The organism is Ruminiclostridium cellobioparum DSM 1351 = ATCC 15832 (genome assembly GCF_000621505.1).
Lineage (GTDB): Bacteria > Bacillota > Clostridia > Acetivibrionales > DSM-1351 > Ruminiclostridium > Ruminiclostridium cellobioparum.
This window is the reverse complement of the sequence record NZ_JHYD01000027.1, coordinates 50,810-72,941: the sequence shown is the minus strand read 5'-3', so window position 1 is coordinate 72,941 and position 22,132 is coordinate 50,810. Positions and strand designations below refer to the sequence as shown.

Here is a 22,132-nt window from a genome sequence, read left to right as displayed (position 1 = left end):
GCAGCGGCCTTTTTGGTGTGCCAGGCATGGACACAATCTTAAAGGGTGTTTCCGGTGACGAGAAATCTGAAGGAAGCCATCGGAAAATCTCTGGTCTGATGAACAGAAATCACATGAGACGTAAGCTGGTGGATAAGGTTGCCAACAAACTCATTTGTCTAATTCGTAAAAAATTATAACTTTTTAAAATAATACTCCATTGTTTTGACCATGGCCAATTTTTATAATTAAGATATCAAGTTGCCAGAAAATAGCTAAGGCAGGGGGATGAATGAATGGAGAAGTCAACTGTATTGCTGGAAATGACAGGCATATCAAAAGTTTTTCCAGGTGTCAGGGCACTTCAGAATGTTGATTTTAGACTTAGAGCGGGTGAGATCCATGCACTCATGGGAGAAAACGGGGCCGGAAAATCCACGCTTATAAAGGTTCTGACCGGCGTATACGGACGGGATGCAGGAACCATGAGCCTGGAGGGAGAGCAGATAACTGTAAAAAGCCCTCAGGAGGCTCAAAGTGCAGGAATAAGTACGGTATATCAGGAAGTAAATCTTTGTCCTAATTTATCTGTGGCCGAAAACATTTATATAGGCCGTGAACCAATGAAATTTGGAAGGATTGATTGGAGGGAGATAAACAAAAGGGCAAAGGATGCACTTGCCAGACTGGAGCTTGATATCGATGTTACCAAGGTTTTAAATACCTACTCGGTTGCTGTGCAGCAGATGGTGGCAATCGCAAGAGCAGTAGATATAAAGGCAAAGGTACTTGTTTTGGATGAACCAACGTCAAGTCTTGATGAAAACGAAGTGGAAAAGCTGTTTGAAATAATGAAAAAGCTTAAGTCCAATGGTATAGGAATCATATTTGTCACTCATTTTTTGGATCAGGTTTATCAGATATGCGACAGGATCACCGTGCTAAAAAACGGTGAGCTGATAGGTGAATATGAAATATCTCAGCTGCCCAGGTATGAACTGGTTTCCAGAATGCTTGGAAAGGAAGTGGATGAATTTGCGGCGCTTGAAAATTCAAAAGTATTTAACAAGCAAGGGAAAAAGCCATTCATAGAGGCAAAAAATGTAGGCCGCAGAGGAACGATAAACTGCTTCAACCTGAGTCTTGTCGAGGGTGAAGTACTTGGACTTACAGGTTTACTGGGTTCGGGAAGAACCGAAATGGCAAGGCTGTTCTTTGGTGCCGACAAAATAGATTCTGGGGAATTGGTTATAGATGGAAATAGAGTTCATTTAAACTCTCCCATCGATGCTATAAATAATGAGATAGCCTTTTGTCCGGAGGACAGAAAGCAGGAGGGCGTTATTGGTGATTTATCGGTCAGAGAAAATATCATATTGGCACTTCAGACCAAAAGGGGTATAGCCGACAGGCTTACAAGAAAGGAACAGGAGAAAATAGCAGACGATTATATCAGGCTGCTTAATATAAAGGTATCCTCGCCTGAGCAGCTTCTAAAAAATTTATCGGGCGGAAATCAGCAAAAGGTCATCCTTGCCAGATGGCTGGTTACCAGGCCAAGGTTGCTGATTCTTGATGAGCCTACCAGAGGTATAGATGTAGGCACCAAGACAGAAATTCAAAAGCTGGTTTTGGGCCTGGCGGGTGAGGGCCTGGCGGTAATGTTCATATCCTCAGAGCTGGATGAGACTGTCAGATGCTGCAATCATGTTGCCGTATTGAGAGACAGGAATATGATAGGCGAACTGTACGGAGAGAATGCAAACCAGACTACAATAATGCAGACAATTGCAGGAGGTGCAAAACAATGAACCTTGAGTCAGTCATTGGTATAACAAAAAAGCGATTGTTTTGGCCTCTTTTTACATTTGGAATCATTCTGTTATTTGATTTTCTGGCAATACCCGGGTTTTTCTCAATACAATTCCGTGACGGCAACTTTTTTGGAAGACCTGTGGATATACTTAACCGCGGATCGGTATATGCCATACTGGCCGTGGGAATGACACTGGTAATTGCAACGGGCGGCATCGACATTTCGGTAGGCTCGGTACTAGCTATATCTGGAGCAATAGTTGCAACAATGCTGGGTTCGGGTTTTGAGGCGAAAATTCCCATGCTACTGTGTATCCTTGCAGCTGTGGGGGTGTGTACCATTATCGGCTGCTGGAACGGTTTGCTGGTATCAAAAATAGGTGTTCAGCCGGTTGTGGCAACACTGATACTTATGGTGGCTGGAAGAGGAATTGCACAGCTGATCACAGGAGGTAATATCCCCACAACGCAGTATCAGCCCTTTACATATGTAGCAGGGTTTATTCCGGGTATTCCGCTGCCAACCTCGGTTTTTATTGCAGCAGTTGTTGTAATATCAGCATTGCTGGTAACTAAGAAGACCGCTCTGGGCATGTTTATTGAAGCTATGGGAATAAATTCCAAAGCCAGCCGCTTTTCGGGTATAAAGGTTTCAAGACTGATATTCATGACATATGCTTTTGCCGGCTTGTGCGCAGGTATTGCAGGCCTTATAGCCTGTTCCCAGATAAAAGCTGCCGACGCCAATAATGCTGGACTATTAATAGAAATGGATGCCATACTGGCGGTTGCCATCGGAGGGACTTCACTTGCAGGAGGAAGGTTTTCAATAGGAGCAAGTGTTATCGGTGCCCTGATTCTTCAAACGCTTACCACTACTCTTTATGCACTGGGAGTTTCTCCTCTGGCGCTGAACGTGGTTAAAGCTCTTGTTGTAATTGCAATTTGTCTCATTCAGGCCGAAGAGTTCAGAAAAAAAATAGCTGAAATGGTATACAGAGAGAGGAGTGTGAAAAATGCGAAAGCTTAAGATAAATGCTTCCCAGTTTTCCCTTCTGATTACCATATTGCTGTTTATAGCTTTGTTTGCCGCAGGCTCTGTAAAGTACCCTAATTTTTTCTCACTTCAGGTTTTCTGCAACCTACTGATAGATAATTCCACCTTACTGGTTATATCTGTAGGAATGACTTTTGTTTTAATAATCGGCGGAAGCGGAATAGATATCTCGGTCGGTTCGGTAATTGCCCTGGTGTGCATGGCCTCGGCGTGGCTTTGTCAGAATACCGGCCTGGATGCTTTTACCATAATGGGCCTTATGATTTTGCTGGGTGCCGTATTTGGTTTTGTACAGGGAATCTTTATCACTTATTTAAAAATGCAGCCCTTCATAGTAACACTGGCCGGTCTGATGCTTGCCAGAGGGCTGACTGCGCTGATAAGTGAAAATACTATAACCATATCAAACAAGACATATGTCACTTTGGCACAGGCAAAAATACATATATTCGGAACAGGTGCCTACATCCGTTCAGGTGTAATAATTGCACTGGTTGTGCTCGCTACTGCCTGGTTCGTACTTTCCTATACCAGATTCGGAAGAAACATTTACGCCATAGGCGGGAACGAACAGTCGGCAATTCTGATGGGACTTCCGGTTAACCGTACAAAGGTTGCAGTATATACCTTGAGCAGCATGTGTGCTGCCCTGGCAGGTATAGTATTCAGTCTCTATATGCTTTCAGGCTATGTGCTTCATGGACAGGGGATGGAAATGGATGCAATAGCTTCCACTGTAATAGGCGGAACCACACTGACAGGCGGTGTGGGAGGCGTTGTGGGTGCATTTTTCGGTGTACTGATTAACGGTACCATAAAGACTATAATTATGTTCCAGGGAACGCTTAGCTCCTGGTGGACCAGAATTGTAATGGCTGCATTGCTATGTATATTTATTGTAATTCAAAGGCTCCTGTCCATGAAAAGTATCGAAGGAGTGAACAGTAAAAAAAGTAATACCGGAAAACTCGGCAAAAAAACTGGAAGTGCTGCAAAACAAATATAGATTTTACCTTCCGGACAATACATCGGTAGAAGAGGTTCTATCGGTGTATTGTTTTGTAATGCTATCATATGAAAGTGTTTTGTATGGCGGGTATATTGACTGTTAATGGAAATTTATATTAATATAGTTTTTGGAGGTAATGTTATGAATTTAAGGATAAAATTGCCTGAAAGAAACAAAAGCAGACTGACTTCCAGCTTATTAAGGCGTGTTTCACTGCGAAAGAGGCTGCTTTTTTCCTTTAGTACCATTATTATTGTAATGGTAAGTATCAATCTTCTGATTGTAATCAGTTTTAATAATTATTCAGTTCAATATAATAACATAATCACGAATATAACCCGGGCAAACAGCTTGAACGGTACATTTCAGAGGGACATTGACTATGAGATGTACTTTATTGTTTCGGGTACCAAAAAATATAAAGAGGCTGATCAGTATAAAATTATTGAAAATTTTGAAAAGACCATACATCAGATAATAGATTCCACCAATGATCCCGCAAGACTGCTGGATCTTGATATCATTCTGAGAACGCTGGGCTCCATGAGTAAATATGTGGATGAAATCGGAGTGCAGATTGCCTCAAAAAAGCCTGTTGAGGAGCAAATGATAACGCTGGATCAGGTAAGGTCCATATCAAGTCTCATAAACCGTGAAATTCAGGATTACATAATGTATGAGGTGAATACCTGTGGAGTAATTAATTCACAGCTTCAAAAAAGCATTAATAACTGGCTGCTTTTCAATGTAATAACATTGGGCTGCCTGATAATAGTATCATTTATAGTTGCCTGGTATATCTCGGGCAGTGTGTCAAACCCTGTAAAAAACCTGCAGAAGATGACAAAAGTGGTTTCCACAGGTAATTTTGACGAACGGATTATAGATGTCAACAGCGATGAGATTGCTGAATTGGGCCACAGCTTTAATATTATGACAATAAAAATAAAGGGACTTATGGATGAACGCATAGAAAAGCAAAAGAAGCTTAAAAATGCAGATTTCAAGGTGCTGCAGGCTCAGATAAATCCTCATTTCCTGTATAATACACTTGATACCATTGTGTGGATGGCTGAAGCCGGGCATAACGACAAGGTGATTCATCTGGTACGAGAACTGTCAAATTTTTTCAGGAAGAGCATAAGCAAAGGCAGGGATGTCATTACCGTTCAAGAGGAAATAGAACATGTAAGCAGCTATTTGTCCATTTTGAAGGTCAGATACAGGGATACCCTGGATTATTCCATACAGGTGACTGATTCAATATATAACTTTAACATTCCCAAGTTTACGCTTCAACCATTGGTGGAAAATGCACTTTATCACGGTATAAAGAATAAACGCGGAAACGGAAAAATCATAGTCAGAGGCAGGCTGACAAATGAACAGGAAATGATTTTTGAGGTTATTGACAACGGGATAGGTATGGATGAAGAAAAGCTTGGTGCAGTCAAACGCTCACTGGAGCTGGAACATGAAGAAAACACTGATGCCGGAAGTTTCGGAATGAGCAATGTGCACCAGAGAATACAGCTATACTACGGAAATAAATACGGGCTTGAAATAAGCAGTGCAATAAATGAAGGAACACAGGTCTCGGTGACCATTCCTTTGGAGACCATCAAGTTATAGTCAGCCGCTTTCCTAGCCGCATTATTTCATTGAATATTGATTAGAGGGTAACATTTAAGGGGGAAGTCCATATGTATAAGGTTTTTCTTGTTGAAGATGAGATTGTAATGCGCGAAGCGATACGTGACAGTATCAGGTGGGAGCAGCACGGTTTTAATTTTTGCGGAGAAGCTCCGGATGGTGAGATAGCATTGCCGTTGATTGAAGAGGTGAAGCCTGATATTCTTGTTACCGATATCAGGATGCCTTTTATGGACGGCCTGGCCCTTTCAAGAGTAATAAAAAAGAATATCCCAAAGATTAAGATAATCATTTTAAGCGGTCATGATGAGTTTAACTATGCAAAGGAGGCACTTAACATAGGAGTTGAAGAATATCTCCTCAAACCTGTGGATTCAGTTCAGCTGATTGAAACTTTAAAACGGGTGTCATCCAAACTGGACTCTGAAAACAATGAAAGAATCAGGCTTGAAAAGCTTGAGGTCCAGCTGGAAAGTGAAAAGGCAGTCTTAAGGGACAAATTTTTGGGAGAATTTATACTTGGCTGGCTTAACAGCAATGAAGCCATAGAGCAGAGCACAGGCTTCAATATTGTATTGTTTTCAAAATGGTATTCGGTACTGTATATTGATTCCTCCAACGACTTGCGCAAAACAGAGTGCATAGAGAAGATAACAGGCAGACTGGAGGGGAACAATCCCAATATAATTTGTTTTCACAGGAGCAAGGACTATATTGTCCTGCTCAAGGGGGAGAATGAAGCAATCCTTAACAATAAAGCCGAAACCCTGTCGGAAAATATAAAGGAACTCGCTAAAAAAGAGTATGGCTATGATCTAATATTGGGTATGGGCTGTACTGTGGATCGTATGCAGAACGTACCAAGATCCTACAGGGAAGCAGAGGCAGCCTGTAAATACAGAAATCTAATTAAAAATAAAACCATAACAAATATAACTGATATCCGTCTGGAATCCGACTCAAAGGGCATACTTCCGAAGTTTGATGAAGTAAACTGGGATGATTTTTTTGTTTACGGCACAAAAACTCAGGTTCCGGAAACCATCGAGAGGTATGCAATATGTCTTGAAAAGTCGGGAACCCAGTCCTTCCTGTATATGTACTATTCCTTTGTAAATATTATACTGGCTGCACGCAGGTTTGTTGAAGGGCTTGGAGCCAAGCTTGAGAATATCCTACCTGAGATAGCAAATGTCGGGGATATAGCCTGCAGTTTAGATTCCATCACCCATTTCAGGGAAATCATATCCCTGACAGTAGAAAAGGTTATCGACTATAGAAATGCTGCCTCGGATAACAGATATGCCTACATCATTGCCTCTGCCAAGGAATTTATTTCAGAGAAATACGGTGACGCCAACCTGTCCCTGTCAACCGTGGCATCAAGGGTAAAGATGAGTCCCAGTCATTTCAGCACAATCTTTGCCGCTGAAACGGGAGAAACCTTTATAGAATATCTGACAAGGGTACGTATAAACAAGGCAAAAGAACTTTTGAAGACAACCAATATGCTGTCAGCCGACATAGCTTATGAGACAGGCTATAATGATCCCCATTATTTCAGTAATTTGTTTAAGAAACAGACCGGATATTCACCAAGAAATTTTAAAAAGTTAGTTTGAGGAATCTGTAGAAAATTTTACAAGTGATGCTGAAAAAAATATAACTTTAAAAAATTTTACGAATTATGGTAGATATACTTAAAAAATAATCATAACTTTTTCAAAAAAAACTCCATTTGTTGTGAAAGGGTACGGATATATAATGTACGTATAAAAGGTAACGGGAATAAGTTACTATATTTTTTAGGAGGCGAGTATATGAAAATGAGAAAAATGTTAGCTGTTATAATGGCTGCAGTTGTGTCGTTATCAATTGGAGCATGCGGAGCGGATTCATCAGGCAGCGGTTCAAGTAATGCTGCTCCGTCAGGAACTGCGGCAGCATCTAATAATTCGGAAAAGAAAATAGTACTTGGTTTTGCCCAGGTTGGTGCCGAATCGGGCTGGAGAACAGCTAATACAACAAGTATTCAGGAATCGGCCAAAGGAGCGGGAATTGATCTTAAATTCAGTGATGCTCAACAAAAACAGGAAAATCAGATTTCTGCCATCCGTAGTTACATAGCGCAAAAAGTTGATGTCATTGCTTTCTCACCTGTAGTTGAAACAGGCTGGGATGCGGTTTTACAGGAAGCAAAGGATGCAGGAATTCCTGTAGTGCTGACAGACCGTGCTGTTAAAATGGAGGACGGTAAAAAAGCCGAGGACTACTATGTAACCTTCCTTGGCTCGGATTTCAGACTGGAAGGCGAAAGAGCCGCTCAATACCTGCTGGACAATGCTGCAAAGCTTTTCCCCGGAAAGAAGGAAATCAGCATATACGAACTTGAAGGAACTGTCGGTTCGGCTCCTGCCATTGACCGGAAAGAAGGCTTCGACAAGAAAATTGTTACAAGTACCGATGTAAAATTTAATATAGTAAAGTCACAATCTGGAAACTTCACCCGTGCTGAAGGACAGCAGGTTGCGGAATCCTGGCTGAAATCAGATGCAGACAAAATGGATGTTCTCTTCTGTCACAATGATGATATGGGACTTGGAGCCATCCAGGCCATAGAAGCTGCCGGCAAGAAACCGGGCAAGGATATAATCATAGTTGGTATAGATGGTGTCAAAGGTGCATTTGAAGCTATGGCAGCCGGTAAATACAACTGTTCGGTAGAATGTAATCCTCTGATTGGGCCCCAGTTGATGGATATTGTCAGGAAGATAATGGATGGAAAAACTGCTGACATACCAAAGAGAATTGAGTCTGAAGAAGGTGTATTCACACAGGAACAGGCTGCTGCTGAACTGCCAAACCGCAAGTATTGATATATGGCAAAAACTTGATATAAAAGTGTTTTCAGCTTTTAAGCTTTACCGTAGGATTTCAAGTCCTACGGCTTTTCTTTTGCCCCAAATCCTGCTGGGAAATTGTTATTAACATCAATCTGCCGGGTTTGGTGCTTATCCATTGGCTTTTTCTATTTGTGTGTAAACTAAGGAAGTCCGTAGAGAGATTCGGACATTGCTGAGTCTCTCCTACACTTGTCCGGCAAATAAAGCCTTTAGGTAGAAATTTATGAGAGAGCGTGGTATTTTTAAAAATAAAAATCTTAAAATATTGTACAAAAATTGTAAGAAATTGAACAGGATTCTTGGTTATATGTGCTAAACTCTTGTTGAAGGAGGAGAAAAGAATGAAGAAAAGCAAGTCAATCAATGCGGAAGTTGCTTTCCCATATATAATGATTTTACCAACACTGTCGATAATTTTTATCTTTTTGCTGTATCCCATTGGTAATACATTCTACTTGAGTACGCAGAACCATGTATTGACAAATCTAAAAGATTCCGGATTTATTGGACTGGAGAATTTCAAAACTTTATCAGTTGATGGGGTTTTCTGGAAATCTGCTTTTAATTCAATAATATGGACATTTGCAAATGTTGGAATACAAGTTATTTTGGGATTAGTTACCGCTCTTTTGTTAAATATGGATTTCAAAGGCAGGGGGTTATTCCGGGCATTAATGTTTACACCATGGGCAGTAGGCGGTATTTTGGTGGCGTTAATTTTTGGGTTCATGTTTAATGAAAGCATCGGTGTTATTGGAGATTTATTAATGAAATTGGGACTTGTAAACCAGAAAGTATCCTGGTTCTCATCAGGGAATTCATCAATGCTGGCAATTATAATTGCAAACACCTGGAGAGGTGTACCGTTTTTTACTGTCAGCATTCTTTCCAGCTTGCAAACTATTCCGCTTGAAGTTTATGAATCTGCCGATGTGGATGGTGCCAACAGCTGGGTGAAGTTTTCCAGAATTACAATGCCGCTGATTAAGGATACACTTATATTGACAACCTTACTCAGAACAATCTGGACCTTAAATGTCGTAGACCTGATATACGGTATGACAAACGGAGGTCCGAATTTTTCAACATTAACTATTCCAGTTTATATCATGAAGCTGTTTAATGAATCATTAAACATGGGATATGCCTCGGCGGTGGCAGTAGTTATGATAATAATACTTATGATTTTTTCAGCTGCATATTTAAAAATTGGAAAATACGGTGAGGAGGAATATTATTAATGCCGGCAGAGAAAATAAAAAAATTAATTACAATTTATATTCCTGTTATTTTTTGTTCTCTTACCACATTATTCCCGTTCTATTGGTTTTTGTGCACTTCATTAAAACCGGAGAGATCAATAATGCAATTACCGCTGGAATATTTCCCCAGCCAAATCACCGGAGAGAACTATTTAAAAATCACAAATAATTTTGGTTTTTCACATTATTTTATAAACAGCCTTATAGTATCAATTACGACAACCCTGCTTATTATAGTAATTGCCATAATGGGAGGATATGCAGTATCCAGATACAAGTTTCGGGGAAAAAAGGGATTTATGCTTCTGCTATTGCTGACCCAGATGCTACCGGGAGTTGTTATTTTAATTCCGTTGTTCAGTATATTTAACAAGCTGGGGCTTATTAACAACCTTGGGTCATTGGTTATTACCTATACTGCTATAAATCTTCCGTTTTGCCTCATTATGATGAGCGGATTTTTCTCCAGCCTTCCTCCAACATTGGAAGAGGCTGCAATGATTGATGGATGTTCCAGGTGGAGAGCCATTTTTACGATTATTGTACCGGCAATTATGCCTGGAGTTGTATCAAGCGGTGCATTCGCTTTTGTAAATGCGTGGAATGAATTCATATTTTCATTAAATTTCATAAATCAATCCAGTAAATTCACTCTACCCATTGGATTAAGTATGATGAAGGGAGAATTCACTGTAAATTACGGGGGACTTGCAGCTGGAACAATAATTTCGCTTGTCCCGGTATTGCTGATTTTCTGTTATATCCAAAAATATTTGGTAAAGGGATTGGCAGCCGGTGCAGTAAAAGGGTAGGTTCGACACATCATGTCGCACAGATAATACATCCTATAAATTGCTGCAGAAATATATAGGATGAGATAACAATTACTGCATTTGGTAAAAACAAATAAAGCCCAATAAAGTTCAAAAATTAAAAGAGAAAAGAGGATAAAAATATGAAAAAGAGAATCCTGTCAGCATTACTTTCTGCAACAATAGCTGCAAGTGCTTTAGCAGGCTGCGGAACTGCAAAAAACGATGAAAAGACAAATGATGTACAGCAGTCGGCAATAGAATTCTGGTATCATGACGGAAATGAAACTTCCAATGGAATATTTGCCGAGCTAATTTCAAGATTTCAAAACAAATACCCCCAATATAAGGTTAATTATGTAGGCTTGCCCTCGGATTCCTATCTCCAGAAATACAATACCGCTATTGCAACAAACTCAGTACCGGATACCATGAGCGTCCGGGATCAGGATATCTCGGCAATAGTGAATCAGGAAGCGTTATTGGATCTGGAAGACACAATTAATAATTTTGATGAAAAGGCCAGTCTAAACAAAGCTGTACTTGAAGCAGTAAGAAATTGTGCTATTGACGGTAAACTGTACGCTTTTCCTGAATATTTTACATGTGATATTTCATGGGCAAATACAGCATTAATGAAAGAAAAAGGTGTCGAGGTTCCCAAAACCATTGATGAATTTATGGCTGCCTGTAAGAAATATGCAGACGCGGCAAATGGAAAATATTTTTATTCGCTGAGAGGTGGCACGGGGTCTATGGAAAACCTTCTGGACTTTTTGTTCACATATGCGGATCAGGACAGCTTATTTGACAAAGAAGGAAACTGTGTATTAGATCAGCCGATTTTTACTGAAGCTCTGGATGCATATGCAAGCATTTACTGGAATGGCTGGACATCAAAAGACAGTGTTACAAATGGCTTTAAAGAGATGGTTGCAGAGTTTGGTTCAGGAACAAGCATGTATATATCCCACAATTCATCTTCTCTGGCAGAGCACAAGAAAAACCTGGGTGAGGGTAATTTCATAAATATATTTGGACCGGCTAATAAAAATGGCAATGTTGTTACAAAGAACCTCTCCTTTACAGGCTTTGCAGTTACAAAGAAGGCCAAAAATCCGGAAGGTGCTATTGAATTTGTGAAGTTTTTAGCCAACTCGGAAAACCAATCGTATTTATGTGAAAAAGAGGGCAGGGTTCCTGCTAATGAAATGGTATACAAGAAAGACTGGTATCGGAATGACAAATATATGAAAGTTTATACGGAATTATTGAACTCGGATCATGTGAAGTTTATTACACATCCGGTTTGGTTATCGGGATGGGGAGATTTTAAAGCCAAATATCAGGAACCGGATTTACAGGCTGTCATTCTGAAGGACAAGACATCAAAGGAAGTGCTGGCAAGCTGGGCTGCATATTTGACAAAACTGCAGAAAGAATACTTAAATTCCAATAAATAAACGGAGGGTAACGGTGGACATATATAAACAGGCATATGAAGAAAATATTCGTTTTGAGCGTGCGGTACTTTATAAATTCAAACCTATAAAAATCCCGATACCGTTTTGGGACTCTACAGGGGGGCCTTTTGATAAGGTTCCTCTGGATGCATGGCTGGAACTGTACGATGAAAACGGGATTTGCGGACAGGCTCCATGTTCGGAAAATATGAAAGATATAATTCCATTAATTATGACTGGTGAAACAAAAACCTATGAGCAATGGTATCAAAAAGTATATTGGGCTATCAGAAATAATGGGTTTTCAGGAGAAGCTGCTGTCGAAGTCGGACGATTCGATCTGGCGCTGCACGACATAATGGCAAAAAGGAAGGGGCTTCCGCTGCATAAATTCATGGGTGCAAAAAGGGATTGGGTGAATGTATATGCCAGCGGATGCGGAACACATCTTACCGGGCAGCAAATGGTTACCGAAGTTCAACAGTTTATTAAGGAAGGCTATACTACCTTTAAAATGAAAGTAGCAACAGATTTTGGAGCCGATCTGGACAGAGATATTGAGCGCATAAGGATTGTCCGGGAATTGATTGGACCCCAGGGGAAATTAGCCATAGATGCAAATCAGCTGTGGAATGCCAAGGAGGCATATGAGTTCGCAAGGCGTGTGGAAAATTATAATATTGCGTGGCTTGAAGAACCCGTTCATTCATATGATTTTGAAGAACTTGAGAAATTGACCGAAATCTCTCCCATTCCAATAGCTATGGGAGAATCCCCAAGATGCGGCAAAGTTATGTACGCATACATAAAGGCCGGCGTTAAGCAATTGCAGCCCATCCCCAGCAATCTTAGCGGAGTACGGGATTGGATGCTGGTAAAAAACCAGGCCAGGAAATATAACCTGGAGCTTACCTCAGGTGGATTCTCGCATATAACAGCATCTTTTATTGCAACCGCGGATGAGGAGGATATGGTGGAATATCTGGTACCTCTTATGAGAACTTTCTATGATATCATGGAGCTCCGTCCAGAAGAAAAAGACGGGAAATTTTATCTTCCTTCCGAGCCCGGGATTTGTGTATCTCCTGATTTCAAGCTGTTGAAAAAAATGGGTTGCATTGAAGCTATTGAATTCTTTTAGGAGGTGTGAAAATGAAAGCCGGTGTATTAACTGCAGCTAATAAAATTGAAATACTCGAAAAAGAAATGCCCAGGATTATGAAGCCGAGCGAAGTGATGATACGCGTAAAAGCTGTGGGGATTTGCGGGACCGATTTACATATTTTTAAGGGAACACGGACCGATGTGCAATTTCCTAGAGTTATGGGGCATGAGCTGGCAGGAGAAGTCGTTGAGCTGGGTGCGAATGTAAAAAAAGTAGCATTAAACGATCATGTTGTTTTTGATCCCGTTATAGCTTGTAATACCTGTAAAATTTGTTTAAAAGGGCATAAGAATGTCTGCAGCAGCGTAAAATGCTTTGGAGTACAGATGGATGGCGGGTTTCAGGAATATATAGTTGTTGAGGAAGAAAACGTATATGCCTATGATAAATTGGTAGATTTCAGTGTGGCCGCTTTGGGAGAGCCTTTTTCCATCGCAGCTAATATTTTGGAGAGGGCAGGTGCAAAGGCCGGAGAAAATATGGTCATCATCGGAGCAGGGACCATAGGCCTGGCAATTCTGCAAGCGGCGAAGGGGATTGGAGTAAAAGTACTGATTTCAGATATATCGGAAACAAAATTGCAATATGCCAGGGAATTCGGTGCGGATATGGCAATTAATACTGGAATTGATAACCTGGAAGCTGCAGTGGAAAGATTTTCCCCTGAGGGAGCAGATGTGCTGGTCGATGCAGTGGGATCTGCTCAGCTGTTTGAGAAAACGCTTGAGTTGGCGGCGCCCACGGCCAGAGTGGTGGTTATTGGGTTTGACAGTAATCCTGCAAGTATTTCACCGATAGCTATAACAAAAAAAGAGCTTACTATTGTTGGATCAAGGATGAACTGCCGTAAGTTTGATAAGGTTGCTGAGTGGTTGAACCAAGGTATAATAACCGATAAAATGATTTCCCGGAAGTACCGATTGGAAGAAATTCAAAAAGCCTTTGAAGAAACATTAAACAATAGTGGTAGCTGGATAAAAACCATAATTGTATTTGATTAAGGAGTATAATACAATGAATTTAGAGAACTTTTCATTAGAAAACAAAGTGGCAATTGTAACTGGAGCATCGGCAGGAATCGGAGAAGCCATTGCCGCCGCGTTGGCTGGAGCAGGTGCGGATGTTGCGGGCGTTGCCAGACGAAATTGTCCCGGAGCACGAGAAAGAGTAGAAGCAGAGGGAAGAAGATTTCTTGAAATTAAGGCCGATTTAACCTCCCGGGAGCCTGTTGGAAAAATTGTGAACGATACATTAAAAGAGTTTGGCAAAATTGATATATTGGTAAATAATGCAGGAACGATTCGCAGATGTGATGCTATAGACTTTACAGAAGAAGATTGGGATGACGTTTTAAATCTTAATTTAAAAACTATGTTTTTCCTTAGTCAAAAAGTGGCGCAGCAATTTATAAAGCAGGGTAAAGGAGGAAAAATCATTAACATTGCTTCCATGCTATCATATCAGGGTGGTATCAGAGTAGTATCCTATACTTCTGCAAAGAGCGGGGTTATGGGTATGACCCGTTTACTGGCAAATGAGTGGGCTAAATACGGGATTAATGTAAATGCAATAGCGCCTGGGTATGTGGCAACAGACAATACTCAAGCATTAAGGGAAGATGAAAAGCGTTCTCAGGAGATTTTAAACAGAATTCCTGCGGGGCGTTGGGCACAGCCCGAAGATATGGGGGGAGCAGCTGTGTTCTTAGCAAGCCAGGCCTCCGCTTATGTACAGGGCTATACGCTGGCAGTTGACGGAGGCTGGCTTGCACGGTAGCTTACATTTATAAAATTAAATTATTCAAAATAAGCACAAAGAATGGCTGGAATTCCACCATTCTTTGTGCATTTAAAATGTAATATTGTTAAATCATTGATATATTAGCAAAAAATAGCGGCTGATGCTGGAAAAGACGGTGTAATCATGAGTAAAATGAAACAGGGTTTTTTTAGTAAGTCTATAAGCTATAAAATTATAGCACCTCTGTGCTTATTAGTGTTGGTTATACAAGTATTTAACAGTTTCATCTTTTCAAGCCGTATTGCTAAAAGATATGAAATAGAGTTGTCGGAAGCGAATCTGGAAACAACAAATCAAATTAGTAACAATATACATTTGGCCTTGAAAAATATCGTCAATGAAATGATACCTGTAAAAAACCAGATGATTTCCTTCGAGATGCAGCATGATATGGAAAAAAAGAAAACCGGTTATACAGAAGTAAATGTTATATATCAGGGGATGTTTTCCAAGCTGCTGTCAAGCGGAGATAACTTTTTATTTATCAGTTCAATGCTGGTGCTGGATAAACGAAATAAAATATATTACTTATCGCAGAATCAATCTGTACAGTTAAGGAATGATAACCTTTTTGAAAAAGTAAAAAAAGACTACCATTTAAAAGAATATTGTCAGTGGTCCGGTGTTATTTCAGAAAGTTACTACTTTAATAATAAAAAGGAAGATATCGTCAGTATATTTATGCCATATGTGGAATATGGAGAAGTAAAGACTATTTTTGTGGTAAATTTAAGTATTAAACATATTCAACAATATATTGACAGGCTGTCAAATGAACAAGGGAATATATTATTGCAAATTGGAGGGGATTACTTATATTCCGATAATCTGAATAAAATGCAGCTTGAGGAGGATTTAAGCCTGAAAAGTATCCTCCAATCAGAAAAGCGGGATCAGCAAGCCCTGAGTGACAGCTTTTTTGTAGGAACAAAAAGCTTGGATATTAATAGCTGGAAAGTTTACTCACTGCTGCCGAAGAGCAATATAAAAGAAGCTTCAAGTGTAATGGGACAATTCTTTACTTTTATTATTATTACAACCAGCCTTGTAATGATATTAGGTGTATTTATCACTGTATATTTTGTAACAAAACCTATAAAAAAAATGAGAAAAATCATTGAGGCAAATAGAATAACCAAGGAACGCAGCCATAGATTTCATTCCAAATATAAAGATGAAGTCGGGGTTCTGGCTGATTCCTATGATCATATGATGGATGAAATAAATCAATACACAGCCGATTTAAAAAAAGAACAGGCAGAAAGACGAATAGCAGATTTTAAAATGCTGCAGTTACAGATAAAACCACATTTTTTATATAATACATTGGAAGCCGCAAAATTTCTGGTTCAGATGAATGACCCCAATGGTGTGGATATGCTCACTGCCATAGGAAAATTTTATAAGTTGAGTTTGAGCGGGGTAATAGACAAAATTGAAATCCGGGATGAGATAGAGCATTTATCCTATTATCTGAAGATTTTGAAAATGAGATACAGTTCCATATATGATTATAATATAGAGATTGATGAAGAGGTCAAAAGTTTTGAAATCATTAAATTTTCCATGCAGCCTATTATTGAAAATGCAGTTTATCATGGAATAAAAAAGCAAAGAAAAAAGGGTGCTATTATAGTAAGGGGATATATTGAAGATAATTCCATTACCTTGAGCGTATGGGACAATGGAGTTGGTATATCTGAAGAGAAATTGGAAGAAATCAGATATCAATTAAAACATAGCAAGCAACTTAGAGTTGTAGACCATATAGGAATAATTAATGTTCATCAAAGAATCAATATGGAATATGGCGATCCCTATGGAGTTAATATTGAAAGTATACAAGATAAATACACCAGGGTTTCTTTGAGACTTCCTTTAAAAAAATATACGGAGGAAAAGAATGAATAAATTACTGATTGCCGATGATGACGAAATAATTTGTCGTGGACTTAGCAAGTGTATTGATTGGGAGAAGTACGGACTTGATATTGTGGGAGCAGTATATGATGGGGAGGTTGCCTTGCAATATGTTGAAAGGTATAAGCCGGATATTGTAATTGTGGATATTAACATGCCATTCGTAGACGGAATAGAATTTTCATATATTATGAAGGAACGTTATCCCGAAATAAAAATTATCATTTTGACTGCGCATAAAGAATTTGAGTATGCAAAACATGCGATAGCATTACAAGTTTTTTCTTATATTACAAAACCTTTCAGTAATCAGGAAGTAATAGAGACTGTTGTAAATGCTTCAAAGGAGATAGAAAAAGAAAAACAGCGCAGAAAGGATATTACTGCAAACATATCTGCAATCAGGGAAAAATATTTGGAAGATTTGATTGTAAATGGAGTTATTGATGATGAGAGAATTGAGATGTGCAATATTGCCTCAAAAGATTCGCATTTCCAAACGGCAATCCTATATTTCGAGAGCTTAAGCAGCTATCAAAGACCGTTTCAGGAACTTGCAATTGATTCTGTAATAAATGCAAGAGAGCTAAACGATAAAATAAAGTCAAGGCTTGAAAAATACACAAACCTGAAAATGTTTTCAATTATAAATCGTGTGGTCATTCTAAAAGAATATAAAAGCAAAGATGAACACGCTGGTTTTGAAGATCACCTGCAAAATTTGATATTTTCACTTAAAAATGAAGTGGATTTGTTGATATTTTGTGGTATAGGCAGGATTTATCATGGGATATATGAAATACACTTTTCTTATAATGAAGCAATCAAGGCTCTGGAGGAAAGCTATAATTTCGGAAATAAAAGTATAGTGCTTTACGAAGAATCACAGCAAAATTCTGCAGAGTACCAGGTTAAGTTACAAATATATAAAAATAAAATATGTGGAGCTATTCAAGGCGGTAATTATGAGAGCATGGAAGTAGAACTCCTGAACATGTTTGAAAAAGTTAAAAAATCCAGAATGAGAAATATTCCTTTTTTTAAAGTGATGATGGTTGAATTAATTCTGAGTTCATATAAAGCGGCGGAGGAGGAAGTATACGCACAGCTGATTGGAGAAGTGGGGCTGCTTGTCAGGAGGCTGATGCAGGCAAATAATCTGCTCGATATAGAAAGGATTGTCTCAGATTGCTTCAAAAAACTATCTGATTGTCTTGAAAGCAGAAATCAAAGTGAAAATAGACAGGTTGTCAAATTAGCAATGAATTATATGAAAAAAGATTTTGATAATCCGGATCTTATGTTGAAAGATGTAGCAGAAAAGGTTCATATAAGTGCAAATTATTTAAGCAGCCTGTTTAAACGGTTTGAGGATAACAGCTTTATCAATTGTTTAAATAATATCAGGTTGGGGCAGGCAAAAAAACTTTTAGTGAACAGAGAGGTTAAAATGTATGAAGTTGCGTTTCGCTCAGGCTTTAACTCATCCCAGTACTTTAGCAGCTGCTTTAAAAAAAGTACCGGAATGACCCCCAGCGAATACCGGCAGAAGTATCTGAAATAGTAATAATTGAAGATAAAGAAAATAAAACAGGGCAGGGAGATATGTTATTATAAATTTATATAATATTGCATTAATATATGATATCATATAAAAGGACAAAATGCAGTTCAACTAAAAAATCACCCATATTGTAGGAATTATAAGATGAAAAAAAACAAATTTATTAGTTTCGCAATATCTGTCTATAAAAATATGTCTATAAAAAGCAAAATATTTATTTTTTATGCAGGCATACTTTTAGCATCCTTATCAGTATTTGCCATATTAACAATCAATATTTCAAATCAGGCAATAGTTGAAAAGGTAACAAAAAATGCTGAAAGAGAACTTTCTCTCATTGACAAGAGCCTGCTTAACTTAGCCAATAATTCTGAAAACTATGCAAGAATACTGTCAATGGATAACAGAATGCAAAATCAGCTGGAGCGCATAGAAAACAATGAATTGGATTCGGTTGATAATATTGAGGTTGAAAAGACATTATCTACCGTAATAAGCAATGTTGTACAGCCTAATACCAATATTGCGGCTGCAAGTATCATGTCGTCACAAAATATGTTTTTTGACGTGGGTTATATCGACAATTCGAGTATAAGTGCGTATTTCAATAGAAAGTTAATTAACTCCATAACTCAAAATAAGGTTCCGACATGGACCGGGCTGATCAAGGTCAGATACAAGTTCGGTGGAGATGAAAATGTATTTGCCATAGCCAAAACCATAATCGGAATGGATACCGGGCATGTCTTGGGAACAGCAGTGCTCTATTTGAAGGAAAAGGATGTTGCTGCAATATACCTTAACAACATAGTAAACGAGGATGATAAGTTTTTTATAGTGGACAGTCAGAAAAATATCATATCCACTCAGGATAAAAGTCAGTTATACAGGAAGTTTGATGAAGGAATGTATCTGGGAAAATATAAGATTGAGGACATTTCGGATACCAAGAGCCTTATAAGAAACATAGGGGACAGGAAGGTTTTGATAACAGTTCAGGATTTCAAAAAGCTTGACTGGAAGGTTATCAGTGTAATTCCCCTGGATGAAATAACCCATGAAAACAGGAGGATGACTCAGATTATCGTTATTTTTGGTGTGATCTGTCTCATATGCGCATTTGCTGCTTCTTATCTCTTGTCCTATACCATATCAAAACCAATATTAAAGCTTGTAAATATAATGAAGGAAATTAAATCCGGCAATTTAAAGCTGAGAGCCGATCTGAATGTAAAAGGTGAAATAGGGATGCTTGGGGACGGGTTTAACAGCCTGATGGATAAAATTAACGGGCTTGTGGAACAAATATATGCCGAACAGAGGTTAAAACGGGAAAACGAGTTCAAGCTCCTCCAATCACAGATAAAGCCCCATTTTTTATATAACACTATTGAAACAATAATTTCATTTATAAAGCTTAATTTAAAGGACAATGCAATGGCGACTGCAAAATATCTTGCGGGTTTTTACAGGATTTCCCTGAGCAAGGGCAACGACATAATAACCATCAGGGATGAAATGAATTTGATAGACAATTACCTGTCCATACAAAAAATGAGGTATGTGGAATATCTGGATTACCGGCTGGAATTTGAAGAGGATATCTTGAATTATCAGATACCCAAGCTTACGTTGCAGCCTCTGGTGGAAAACTCCATATATCACGGGCTGAAGCAAAAGGAAGACAAGGGGATATTAATAATAAAAGGTGCCCGTAAAAATAATCAGGTGAGGATAGAAGTATATGATGATGGTGTGGGCATGAGTGAGGAGCAGATTTACAGGGTTTTAAACAGGCCGGACAATGACTCCAAGAGCAGTGATTTCGGCACACACAGCGTTGATTCGAGGATAAAGCTGCTATACGGGGAAGAGTATGGGCTGACTATTGAAAGCATGGTAGGTCAATATACCAGAGTTACATTGACATTGCCGGCGGTTGACTATTAGGGGGCTGGAAACATGTATAAAGTAATGATAATTGATGATGAGTTTTATTTCAGAGAAGCGCTTAAGGTGTCCATACCCTGGGAGGAGCTTGGTTTAGAAGTCTGCGGTGAGGCAAAAAACGGTAAGGACGCTCTGGAAAAGGTGGCGGATTTAAATCCCGACATAATGATTGTTGATATTAATATGCCTATAATAGACGGCCTGGAATTTATACAAAGTGTTAAGGAAACAGGAATAGAAAGTAAATTTATTATTCTTACCGGGCACAGCGAGTTCAATTATGCCAAACAAGCAGTTCAGCTTGGGGTTAATAATTACATTCTAAAGCCTGTCAATGAGGAAGAACTTATAAGTTCATTAATTGAAATAAAAGAGATTATAAAGAGGGAGACAAGTATAAAATTTGAGTTTGAGGGTTTAAAACAACAGGTAAGGGACAGTATTCCCCTTCTTAAGGATAAGTTATTGAATGAATTGCTTCAGGGCTCCCTGATTCCAAAAGAAAATGAAACTTTGAAAAAGATGGAATATCTGAAAATTAATATTAAATCGGATTACTATCTGGTAATTACCATTGAATTGGACTGTGGTGATGATACCAACTGGGATAATGAAGAAAAGCAGCTGTGGAAATACGCAGTATCCAATATCTCAAGTGAAATTCTGGATGAAAAATTTATTTTTGATATTTGTTATGATATTGATGACAGAATATGTATAATCGTCGGTATGGATGGAACACAAAACAAGGGTGATTTCCTTACTCAGCTGGAAAGCAGGCTGGAGCTTGTCAGAGCCGCTATTTGCAAACATTTGGATTTCACTATAACTGTGGGGGTGGGCAGTGAAAAAGCAGAATTGTTCGACATTCCCGTATCATACAGGGAATCCATAATAGCCTTAAAGCATAAACTGACACTTGGAAAAAACAGAATTATACTATACAGCCTGGTAGCCGAGTCTGGAATAAAGGGAACAGTATTTTCAGGGGAATACCGGAGCCAGCTGTTGATGAATATACGTACGGCGGATGAAGAAGAAGTGAACAAATTGATTAGCCAGGTATTCATGAGGGTACGCGGTGAAAATATACATCATCAGATACTTTTTGTTGTCTGTATTGAAATGGTTGCAGTATGCATGGAGGCAATGGTCGAAATGGGTCTGCGAATTGAAGATGTCATAACTCAAGGCAGTTTTAATCTTGTAGAAGAAATTCAGTCAAAAAAATCAATTGCTGAAATGGAAACCTGGATAAAAGAAATTTTTATGCATACGCTGGAAACCATTAAAAAAAATAAAATTTCAAAAGCCTCCAGGCTTATTGAAGAAGTAAAAAAATATATAAGCAGCAACTATCAGAGCAGTGAACTCAGTATTGATGAAATAGCCAGAAACCTGTTTGTTAATTATGCACATCTTTGTTTTATTTTTAAGCGGGATGCAGGAGTTACAATAAATGAATATCTGACTGAATTCAGAATCAGAAAAGCAAAGGAGCTTTTTGATTCTGGGAATACTTTGATCCTTGATGTTGCAAGCAAAGTAGGGTATGCTGATGCCAGTTACTTCGGTAAATGCTTTAAAAAATACTACGGTCTGGCACCTAGTAAATTTATAGAAAACATCAGGAAAGTATAAACGGCCTAAGTAATTGTTAATTAACAAGCATTCTGTGACTAATGCTTGAACAATGTCAGCAGTCCCCCACCTCTTAGGTGGCGGGTTTCCGATTAGATAAAGCTGTCAGTGGAGCCGAAGCCGAATTCATTTCGGCGCA

16 protein-coding genes are annotated in these 22,132 nt (G+C 38.9%); all 16 read left to right on the top strand.

The annotated features are described in order from the left end of the window. Positions 1-275 precede the first annotated feature (275 nt). A complete protein-coding gene (locus tag T344_RS0111695; protein ID WP_027628874.1) occupies positions 276-1,790 on the top strand; it encodes a sugar ABC transporter ATP-binding protein in 1,515 nt (504 codons plus the stop codon). After that, positions 1,787-2,824, top strand: coding sequence for an ABC transporter permease (locus T344_RS0111690; protein ID WP_034861196.1), 1,038 nt, complete (start codon positions 1,787-1,789; stop codon positions 2,822-2,824). Before T344_RS0111695 ends, T344_RS0111690 begins: the two co-directional genes overlap by 4 nt. Beyond that, positions 2,811-3,857 carry a galactofuranose ABC transporter, permease protein YjfF gene (gene yjfF, locus T344_RS0111685; protein WP_027628872.1) on the top strand — a complete coding sequence of 349 codons (1,047 nt, stop codon included), beginning with the start codon at positions 2,811-2,813 and terminating at the stop codon, positions 3,855-3,857. Before T344_RS0111690 ends, yjfF begins: the two co-directional genes overlap by 14 nt. 144 nt (positions 3,858-4,001) lie before the next feature. Then, positions 4,002-5,492, top strand: a complete 1,491-nt coding sequence (locus tag T344_RS0111680; protein WP_027628871.1) for a sensor histidine kinase — start codon at positions 4,002-4,004, stop codon at positions 5,490-5,492. A gap of 71 nt (positions 5,493-5,563) precedes the next feature. Next, complete coding sequence (locus T344_RS0111675) at positions 5,564-7,135, top strand: response regulator (protein ID WP_027628870.1); 1,572 nt, start codon at positions 5,564-5,566, stop codon at positions 7,133-7,135. Between the two features lie 198 nt (positions 7,136-7,333). Then, a complete protein-coding gene (locus tag T344_RS0111670) occupies positions 7,334-8,389 on the top strand; it encodes an ABC transporter substrate-binding protein (RefSeq protein WP_027628869.1) in 1,056 nt (351 codons plus the stop codon). 368 nt (positions 8,390-8,757) lie between these two features. Next, positions 8,758-9,657: a carbohydrate ABC transporter permease gene (locus T344_RS0111665; RefSeq protein WP_027628868.1), complete on the top strand. Its 900-nt coding sequence runs from the start codon at positions 8,758-8,760 to the stop codon at positions 9,655-9,657. A gap of 122 nt (positions 9,658-9,779) precedes the next feature. After that, the gene (locus T344_RS0111660; RefSeq protein ID WP_242842065.1) at positions 9,780-10,490 is read left to right on the top strand and encodes a carbohydrate ABC transporter permease; all 711 of its coding nucleotides are present in this window, start codon (positions 9,780-9,782) and stop codon (positions 10,488-10,490) included. A 143-nt stretch (positions 10,491-10,633) separates the two neighbouring features. Continuing rightward, complete coding sequence (locus T344_RS0111655; protein ID WP_027628866.1) at positions 10,634-11,953, top strand: ABC transporter substrate-binding protein; 1,320 nt, start codon at positions 10,634-10,636, stop codon at positions 11,951-11,953. A gap of 13 nt (positions 11,954-11,966) precedes the next feature. Then, complete coding sequence (locus T344_RS0111650; RefSeq protein WP_027628865.1) at positions 11,967-13,094, top strand: mandelate racemase/muconate lactonizing enzyme family protein; 1,128 nt, start codon at positions 11,967-11,969, stop codon at positions 13,092-13,094. Positions 13,095-13,105: 11 nt separating this feature from the next. Further along, positions 13,106-14,119, top strand: coding sequence for an alcohol dehydrogenase catalytic domain-containing protein (locus T344_RS0111645; protein WP_027628864.1), 1,014 nt, complete (start codon positions 13,106-13,108; stop codon positions 14,117-14,119). Between the two features lie 13 nt (positions 14,120-14,132). Continuing rightward, on the top strand, positions 14,133-14,894 hold the full coding sequence (gene kduD / locus T344_RS0111640; RefSeq protein ID WP_027628863.1) for a 2-dehydro-3-deoxy-D-gluconate 5-dehydrogenase KduD: 762 nt from the start codon (positions 14,133-14,135) through the stop codon (positions 14,892-14,894). A gap of 147 nt (positions 14,895-15,041) precedes the next feature. Further along, complete coding sequence (locus T344_RS0111635) at positions 15,042-16,829, top strand: sensor histidine kinase (protein ID WP_027628862.1); 1,788 nt, start codon at positions 15,042-15,044, stop codon at positions 16,827-16,829. Then, the gene (locus T344_RS0111630; RefSeq protein WP_027628861.1) at positions 16,822-18,402 is read left to right on the top strand and encodes a response regulator; all 1,581 of its coding nucleotides are present in this window, start codon (positions 16,822-16,824) and stop codon (positions 18,400-18,402) included. Before T344_RS0111635 ends, T344_RS0111630 begins: the two co-directional genes overlap by 8 nt. A gap of 144 nt (positions 18,403-18,546) precedes the next feature. Further along, on the top strand, positions 18,547-20,352 hold the full coding sequence (locus T344_RS0111625) for a cache domain-containing sensor histidine kinase (protein ID WP_027628860.1): 1,806 nt from the start codon (positions 18,547-18,549) through the stop codon (positions 20,350-20,352). 12 nt (positions 20,353-20,364) lie between these two features. Continuing rightward, entirely contained in the window at positions 20,365-21,993 is a 1,629-nt protein-coding gene (locus T344_RS0111620) for a response regulator (RefSeq protein WP_027628859.1), read from the top strand. The last annotated feature ends 139 nt before the right edge of the window (positions 21,994-22,132 follow it).